This window comes from Sphingobacterium sp. T2, assembly GCF_000814685.1.
GTDB lineage: Bacteria > Bacteroidota > Bacteroidia > Sphingobacteriales > Sphingobacteriaceae > Sphingobacterium > Sphingobacterium thermophilum.
On sequence record NZ_JXAC01000145.1, the window covers coordinates 1 to 5,920 of the forward strand.

At 43.3% G+C, this 5,920-nt stretch carries 5 protein-coding genes and 2 pseudogenes; 5 read left to right on the forward strand and 2 right to left on the reverse strand.

The window, feature by feature from the left end; translation table 11 throughout:
- Positions 1 to 173: 173 nt before the first annotated feature.
- The 4 genes and pseudogenes from SD31_RS15375 to SD31_RS09875 all read left to right on the forward strand — a co-directional run bounded on the left by SD31_RS15375 (position 174) and on the right by SD31_RS09875 (position 3,476).
- On the forward strand, positions 174 to 590 hold the full coding sequence (locus tag SD31_RS15375) for a carboxypeptidase-like regulatory domain-containing protein (protein WP_082021907.1): 417 nt from the start codon (positions 174 to 176) through the stop codon (positions 588 to 590).
- A 49-nt stretch (positions 591 to 639) separates the two neighbouring features.
- Positions 640 to 2,343: a DUF5686 family protein gene (locus SD31_RS09870; RefSeq protein ID WP_052258930.1), complete on the forward strand. Its 1,704-nt coding sequence runs from the start codon at positions 640 to 642 to the stop codon at positions 2,341 to 2,343.
- The gene (locus SD31_RS15380) at positions 2,324 to 2,692 is read left to right on the forward strand and encodes a hypothetical protein (RefSeq protein ID WP_052258932.1); all 369 of its coding nucleotides are present in this window, start codon (positions 2,324 to 2,326) and stop codon (positions 2,690 to 2,692) included. Before SD31_RS09870 ends, SD31_RS15380 begins: the two co-directional genes overlap by 20 nt.
- Before the next feature lie 80 nt (positions 2,693 to 2,772).
- Positions 2,773 to 3,476, forward strand: a pseudogene (locus SD31_RS09875) (enoyl-CoA hydratase-related protein).
- A gap of 2 nt (positions 3,477 to 3,478) precedes the next feature.
- Here the strand turns inward: SD31_RS09875 and SD31_RS09880 are convergent.
- The gene (locus SD31_RS09880; protein WP_231561426.1) at positions 3,479 to 4,144 is read right to left on the reverse strand and encodes a 4'-phosphopantetheinyl transferase family protein; all 666 of its coding nucleotides are present in this window, start codon (positions 4,142 to 4,144) and stop codon (positions 3,479 to 3,481) included.
- A 99-nt stretch (positions 4,145 to 4,243) separates the two neighbouring features.
- Between SD31_RS09880 and dcd the strand changes: the two genes are divergently transcribed.
- Positions 4,244 to 4,780, forward strand: a complete 537-nt coding sequence (gene dcd / locus SD31_RS09885) for a dCTP deaminase (protein WP_039054002.1) — start codon at positions 4,244 to 4,246, stop codon at positions 4,778 to 4,780.
- Between the two features lie 56 nt (positions 4,781 to 4,836).
- Here the strand turns inward: dcd and prfB are convergent.
- Positions 4,837 to 5,920: pseudogene (gene prfB, locus SD31_RS09890) on the reverse strand (peptide chain release factor 2); the annotation flags it as partial.

Sequence of the window (5,920 nt, forward strand, 5' to 3'; positions counted from 1 at the left end):
TGTTTTGATCCGGATGTTATCGATGTAGATCAATTTACTTTAATAGTAATTCATAATTAAAATTTTACCTAATTCAAATGCATCTTTCTATATTATGGAGAGCTTTTTTATGGGTTATGTATTTTGAATCTTGTAGGCACAAATTGTATATTTATAAATAACCGATTTTCATTATGGGAAGAGCTGTGTTTTATCATATACGTGTGATTTTGGTACTGTGCTGTTGTTGTTTCGTAAATATGGTGTTGGCACAGGTGCGTGTGAGTGGTATAGTTATGGACGCAGATTCTCATAAGCCCTTGGCAGGGGCAAGTATCCGAACCCCAGAAGGCAAGCTGTTGGCTTCTTCGGACAGTTTAGGTGCCTTCTCCTTTTTTTTGTCTGGCAGTCCTGGCCAAGTCATTGTCTCAGCGATGGGATACACTCAGGAATACGTATCGGTAAAAGATAAATCCAAAATAGAGATATTGCTTCGTCATGAAGGCCTTACCATAGAGGAGGTCAAGGTCAATACTAAGCAGAAATACAAAAACAGAAATCCAGCAACAGAGATTATTGATCTTATCATAAGGCATAAAAAAGTACAATAAATTAGAGAAGAAGGACAGCTTATATTTTGAGCAATATGAAAAAATAAAGATGGGCTTGGTCGACCCTCAGCGCGTGTTCGACAAGGCACCGTCAAATATGTCATATTTTTTCAACAATGTAGATACTACATTTATGTCTGAGAAGGATGTTCTAAACATCTTCATGAAGGAAACGATCGCCGATGTCTATGTAAAGCAGCATCCGGCACGTCAGAAAAAGATTGTCAAGGCAGAAAAGAAAACGGAGTTCGATCCACGGTATATCAATAATGCGAATATCCATGCTTTCATGGATTATATGTTCCAGCCTATAGATATTTATGACGAGAGTATTTTTCTTATCAATAAGCAATTTTTGAGTCCCATAGCGGATAATGCTAAGCTTTTTTACAAGTATTATATCGTAGATACCTTAAGGACGACAAATGATTTAAGGATACGACTACGCTTTGAGCCGCGCAACAGCAAAGACTTGCTCTTTAGAGGAGATCTTATTGTTTCTATGGATGGCAGATATGCCGTAAGTGACGCCCGTCTCTTCATGGATGAAAAAACGAATGTAAGTTGGATTTCGGATTTAAATTTGCGTTTATCTTATTTCAAGAATGAAGAGGGGATCATGTTGCAGGACACGGCAGAAGTCTCTTTGACTTTCGGAAGAGGAACCAAAGAAGTGATGTTTGGTCATCGCGTCAGTGTGAATAGCGGCTATGATCTTCACTATCCTGTCTCGGAGGAGATGGTGGCAGGAGCACCAATAGAAACCAAGCTGAATCCTCTTTTTTCGTTGGAAGACCATCGCCCGATTATGCTGAATAGCTCTGAGGCCGCCACTTACGTCAATGTGGAGCGACTAAATAATGAACCATCATTCAGACGACTGATGAGTGTAGGGTATTTGTTGTCACAAGGCTATTATTCTTTAGGTAAAGTAGAGCTAGGCCCTTTGGAATACTTGTATCATCAGAATCCTATTGAAGGACATAGAATCCGTGTAGGGGGACGTACGACAACAGCTTTTTCGGATAGAGTGTATATGGAAGGATATCTGGCATATGGTGTGGAAGATAAGGATATGAAATACAACTTCCGCACAGCCATCTCGCTAAACAGAAAGCCTGTTACGACCTTCCCTGCCCATTATCTGGAGTTTTATGTACAACATGATATTTTTGAGCCGGGAAAGAGTTTGGGCTTCCTGAAGGGGGACGGCTTCTTCAGAACTTTTAGATCCAATAAGCCGACGAAGTATCTGGCTACCGATGCTTTTAAGTTATCTCATCTGATAGAGTTTGGCAACCATGTAAGTCTAGCTACGGCTCTTACCATGCATCATCGTAGTCCTATAGGCGACATGCGCTTCGACCTAGCTGGCGCCCCTTCCAAATCTTTGGAGCATATAAACACGGCCGATTTACAGCTGCTTTTGCGCTGGGCACCTAATGAGCGCTTTTATTACAGAAATTTACAGCGTTCGACGATAGTGCAGAGGGAGCCTGTCTTCACCATTCAATACAACAGAGGGTTCAAAGAGTTTATGGGGGGAGATTACGATTATGACGCTTTGCGTGTGGCGGCGGCCAAGAGATTTTTCCTTAATCAGCTTGGCTTTGCCGACATGACTATCCATGCGGGAAAGATTTGGGGAACATTACCCTATCCGCTGCTTGAAATTCCAGGATTGACAGAGATGAAAGACCGTACCTCCGTTTCGTACGAACGTACGGAACTCCATGGAATTTGTTGCCGATAGATTTCTCAAGTTGTCGTATGACCATCGTTTGCAGGGCTTTATACTCAACCGCATTCCTTTGGTGCGTCAGCTGAAATGGCGGGAAACTTTTGGTGCCCGCATGTTCTGGGGAGACCTTTCCGATAAAAATAACCCATATATCAATGGCAATGTGATACGGTTTGAACAAAATGAGGAAGGAACGCCGGTGACGCGCATTATGACCAATCAGCCGTATTGGGAAGGGTATGTAGGTTTAGAAAATATATTCAAAATATTGTCCGTTCGATATTACGTACGCCTGACGTATGATGATGTCAACGATTCTTTCAAAGACCGATTAAGATTTAATTTACGCTTTAGTTTCTAACCATTATGAACACGTTTAACAATATTACTATAGACAAAGATGGTAAAACCGCTGTGGTAACTATCAACAGGCCATCCAAGATGAATGCTTTGAATGCCGCAACCCTTTCGGAAATAGCCCAGGCCTTCCACGTGTTGGAGGCCGATAATGAGGTGCGTGGCATCATCCTTACCGGGGCGGGAGAGAAAGCCTTTGTTGCAGGAGCAGATATTCAGGAATTTGTCCATCTCAATAAGGAGGAGGCTACACAGCTGTCGCGTAGAGGACATGAGGAGGTGATGAATGTGATTTATAACTTCAGAAAGCCTGTGATTGCCGCAATAAATGGGTTTGCGCTGGGAGGAGGTTTGGAGCTTGCTTTGGCCTGTCATCTTCGCATTGCTGTGGAGAGTGCTAAAGTAGGACTGCCGGAGGTTTCTTTGGGCATCATCCTGGCTATGGGGGTACACAACGCCTTACGGCTTTAGTGGGACGAGGCAAGGCCTTGGAAATGATTATGACAGGGGATATGATAACGGCGACAGAAGCCTACCAATGGGGGGTATTAAATCATGTTGTCACAGAGGCAGAAGATCTTCTTCCTAAGGCTAAAAGTATTTTAGAACGCACTTACTTACGTTCGGCAACAGCCATAGGGGCAGCCATAGAAGCGGTAAATGCCGGTATTCAAGACAGTGCTGTGGGGAGTGAAGCTGAGATTAGGCTTTTCGGTGAATGTTTCGGTTCTGAAGACATGAAAGAAGGGGTGGCAGCCTTTTTGGAGAAGCGACAGCCTAATTTCTGATATTATTCCACGACGAAGCCCAGCATATAGTCCTTAAATTGTTCGTAATAGACCTGATAGCGGGTGGTATGTCCCTTTTTCTGCAGGTCGAGGTATAGCACACCTTGCGGTTTGTAGTGGAAAGGCTGAATGGTCATATCATGCAAAAAAGAGACGCCACGGTTGCCCTGAAGTTTATAGACTGCTTCTTTGGCGCACCAGCACGCATAGAGCTGTGGTACTTCATGTTCAGGATGAATAAACTGAAGCTCTTCCTTTTTAAGGAATTTTTCTTTGATTCTGACCACCTTGTTCATGACACGCTCCAGGTCAATGCCGCATTCTCCTTTGGTGCTCAGCATGACGCCGGCATATTCGAAAGAATGGGTCAATGAAATTTTGTAAGGGTAGTCAGGCAGATATGGCTTTCCGTTTGCATCGGAAGGACAGTGTATGTATTTGTCGGTCTGCAGTAGGTAGCGCAGCAATACACGTGTGGCTAACCAATGCAGTGTTCGTTTACCTTTGCTCAGTTGACGCAAAGTGTTGCGTTCGTTATCGTCCAATTGCAGCTTGCCGATAAGCTCTTCGGCGGATTCTTCGATTTGCCAAATTGCGAATTTGGTTTGGTTGTCCAGTTCTCTGAGGTAAACGAGTGCCATATCCAAAAGTAGCAATTCTCTACGCATAAAAAAATATTCTTCTCCCTGTTTTCATTTGTTTAACAGGCTCGAATACTGTATTTTTGAATCCTATTTGGTTTTATTCCAATACAATACTAAATCCTTATGATTTTATCCGATAAAAGAATTTTAGAAGAAATAGAAAAAGGCAACATCGTCATCGAGCCTTTCGACAGAAAGTGCTTGGGAACAAACTCTTACGATGTGCATCTTGGTAAATATCTTGCTACCTATAAGGATGAGGTGCTCGATGCCAAAAAACACAATCAGATTGAGCATTTCGAGATCCCTTCGGAAGGATTTGTATTGCAACCCGGAAAGTTATATTTAGGAGTGACCTTGGAATATACCGAAACGCATGGACATGTGCCTTTTTTGGAAGGGAAGTCTAGTACGGGCCGTCTGGGGATAGATATTCACGCCACAGCAGGAAAGGGCGATGTAGGTTTCTGCAACACCTGGACCTTGGAAATATCTGTGGCACAGCCTGTCCGCGTGTATGCTGGCATGCCTATAGGTCAGTTGATCTATTTTGTGGTTGACGGAGAGATTGAAACTTTCTACAACAGCAAGGACAATGCAAAGTATAACAATAAGACTATCCGTCCGGTGGAAAGTATGATGTGGAAGAATAAGTTTTAACAGGACTTTCATAAAAGCAAAAAGCTCAACCGTATATCGATTGAGCTTTTTGCTTATTATCCTCCGAATTCCATGAGGTATGCTTTGATGAAGTCGTCGAGTTCGCCATCCAAAACGGCTTGTGTGTTGGAAGTTTCCACGTTAGTACGTAGATCTTTTACGAGCTTGTACGGATGTAATACGTAGTTTCGTATTTGAGAACCCCATTCAATTTTTTTCTTGGAACCTTCTATAGCAGCAGCTGCTTCCTGACGTTTACGCATTTCGATTTCGTAGAGTTGCGATTTCAAGAGGCGTAAAGCATTTTCTTTGTTTTGCAGTTGCGAGCGGGATTCTTGGTTTTTGATGATGATACCGGTAGGCTTGTGGTGTAGACGTACGGCCGTCTCCACTTTGTTTACGTTTTGCCCTCCGGCACCGCCTGAACGGAACGTATCCCATTCGATATCGGAATCTTTCACTTCTATTTCTATGTTGTCGTCCACCAATGGGTATACATACACAGAGGCGAAAGAGGTGTGACGCTTGCCGTTAGAGTCGAATGGAGATATACGTACCAGACGGTGTACACCGTTTTCACCTTTTAGGTATCCGTAGGCGAAGTCGCCGGAAAACTGAAGAGTAACGGTTTTTATTCCGGCTACATCTCCTTCCTGATAGTCTTGTTCTGTGACCTTATAGCCGTGTTTTTCGCCCCACATGATATACATACGCATAAGCATGGATGCCCAGTCGCAGGACTCAGTACCTCCGGCTCCCGCCGTGATTTGCAGGATAGCATCCAACTGATCTTCTTCGGCGCTCAGCATGTTTTTAAATTCCAGCTCTTCGACTTCTCTAAGAGCCGTTTGGTATTGGTCCTCAACATCCTGTTCGCTGGCGTCGCCACTCTGGAAAAATTCATACATCACCACGACATCCTCAACAGCATTGGCAACACGGTCGTAGTGTTCTGTCCACAGCTTTAGGTTTTTGAATGCCTTGAAGAATTTTTTCGGCTTCCTTAGGATTATCCCAGAAATCGGGTCTTAGGGTTATTTCGGTTTCTTTTTCTTATTTCATGCTTTTTTGACATCGATGTCAAAGATGCCTCCTCAGGACATTACACGATCCCTCAAGTCTTGAATCTGTTCTTTCGTC